The sequence below is a fragment of the Parafannyhessea sp. genome, from assembly GCF_051876455.1.
Taxonomy (GTDB): domain Bacteria; phylum Actinomycetota; class Coriobacteriia; order Coriobacteriales; family Atopobiaceae; genus Parafannyhessea.
Window position 1 is genome coordinate 1 of record NZ_JBJEHW010000154.1, and the last position, 2,238, is coordinate 2,238.

Genomic DNA, 2,238 nt, shown 5'->3' on the forward strand with positions numbered 1-2,238 from the left:
CACTGGGTGCGTGCCTGTCGTGCCTAACACGCCCAAGGACCCTTCCTAGCGGCTGGCTGCGCATCGCGCGCCCCCGGATCGGCCCCCATATTCTTGCCGCGGAAGCGCCGCGGCCACCTCGTGACAACACAAGACCGTTAGCAATCGACCCTCGGGCCGACCCTGCCGCATGGCTGGCACGCGCGTGCCGGTCCGCGTCAGGTCGCGCCGGGGGCAGGGGAGAAGAACATGCCCACGTCCAAGCAGCAAGCATCCAACAAGGCGGCCGAGCAGGGCCGCACCACCGCGTTCGCCACCAGGCTCATCCACGCCGGCGGCACCACGGACCCCGTGACCGGGGCCGTCAACGTCCCGATCTACCAGACCTCGACCTACCAGCAGGACGGCGTTGGCCAAGACCGCGGCTGGGAGTACTCGCGCACGGGCAACCCCACCAGGGCCGCGCTCGAGCGGCTCATCGCGGACCTGGAGGGCGGCGTCGCCGGATTCGCCTTTGGCAGCGGCATGGCGGCCATCACCGCGGTGCTGAGCCTCCTTTCCTCAGGTGACGAGGTCATCATCCCCACCAACGTGTACGGCGGCACGTACCGCGTGCTCAACCAGGTGTTCGACCGATTTGGCCTCACGTTCCGCGTGGTCGACACCACGGACCCGGCCAACGTGGAGGAGGCCATCGGCCCCCACACCGCCGCGACCCTGGTCGAGAGCCCGGCCAACCCGCTCATGACCGTGACGGACCTGGCCGAGGTCTCGCGCATCGCGCACGAGCACGGCCTGCTCTCGATCGTGGACAACACGTTCATGACGCCGTACCTGCAGAGGCCGCTCGAGCTCGGGGCGGACGTCGTGGTCCACAGCGCCACCAAGTACCTGGGCGGGCACTCGGACGTGGTCGCGGGACTCGCGGTCGTGGCCTCGCAGGAGCTGGCGGACCGCCTCGCCTTCGTCCAGAACGCCACGGGCGGCGTGCTGGGGCCCTTCGACTCGTTCCTGCTCATCCGCGGCATCAAGACGCTCGGCGTGCGCATGGACCGCCACCTCAGGAACGCGGGCATCATCGCGCGGGCGCTCCAGCAGAACGAGGCCGTCGCGAAGGTCTACTACCCGGGCCTTCCCGACTTCCCGGGCTACGAGGTCAACCGGCGCCAGGCGTCCGGGGCCGGCGCCATGCTGAGCTTCGAGCTCGCCCCCGGCTATGACGCGCACGCGTTTCTCGCCTCCACGCGCCTCGTCGCGCTCGCGGAGAGCCTCGGCGGCGTGGAGTCGCTCGTCTGCCACCCCGCCACGATGACGCACGCGGCCATCCCCAAGGAGGAGCGCGACCGCGTGGGCATCACGGACGGGCTGATCCGCCTCTCCGTGGGAATCGAGGACGCGGACGACATCCTGGCGGACATCGATCAGGCAATCGCCGCAGCCAAGGAGGCCTAGCATGCGCCACTACTACGACAGCATGGCAGAGCTCGTGGGCAACACCCCCATGCTCAGGATCAACTCCATGGGCGTCAAGCCTGGCGTCGAGCTGTTCGCGAAGCTCGAGCTCATGAACCCCGCGGGCTCCGTCAAGGACCGCACGGGCGTCTGGATGGTTCGCGACGCGGAGAAGAGCGGCCTCCTCAAGCCCGGCTCCACCATCGTGGAGGCGACGGCGGGCAACATGGGCCTGGGCATCGCGTTCGCGGCGCTGGGGAGGGGCTACAAGGTGGTCTTCGTGGTGCCGGGCAAGTTCAGCCAGGAGAAGCAGACCCTCATGCGCGCGCTTGGCGCCAAGATCGTCCACACGCCCGAGGAGGACGGCATGCTGGGCGCGCAGGCCAAGATGGAGGAGCTCCTGGGGCAGATCCCCAACTCCGTGGCCCTGCGCCAGTTCAAGAACCCCGCCAACCCGCGCGCCCACTACGAGAGCACGGCGCCGGAGATCTGGCGCGACCTGGGCGGCCACGTGGACTACTTTGTGGCGGGAGCCGGCTCGGGCGGCACATACACCGGCATCATGCGCTACCTCAAGGAGAAGAACCCCCACGTCCACGGCGTGCTGGCCGATCCCGTGGGATCCACCATGGGCGGCGGCGAGCATGCGCCCTACTCCATCGAGGGCATCGGCAACGACTTCGTGGCCGACACCATGGACATGTCCCTGGTGGACGAGGTCATCAAGGTGAACGACGACCAGGCCTACGGCGCCTCGCGCGAGCTCGCCCGCAAGGAGGGCGTGTTCGCGGGCTCGTCCTCGGGCGC

At 69.2% G+C, this 2,238-nt stretch carries 2 protein-coding genes; both read left to right on the forward strand.

All coding sequences use genetic code 11. The features are described 5' to 3' along the window. Positions 1–228 precede the first annotated feature (228 nt). Positions 229–1,431: a trans-sulfuration enzyme family protein gene (locus ACI38Z_RS06710; RefSeq protein ID WP_439789418.1), complete on the forward strand. Its 1,203-nt coding sequence runs from the start codon at positions 229–231 to the stop codon at positions 1,429–1,431. Between the two features lies 1 nt (position 1,432). Then, the coding region (locus ACI38Z_RS06715) for a PLP-dependent cysteine synthase family protein (RefSeq protein WP_439789419.1) at positions 1,433–2,238 on the forward strand (806 nt) is incomplete at its 3' end.

Coding starts and splice junctions, on each gene's coding strand:
- ACI38Z_RS06710 (WP_439789418.1), top strand. CDS start 229: ATGCCCACGTCCAAGCAGCAAGCATCCAACAAGGCGGCCGAGCAGGGC.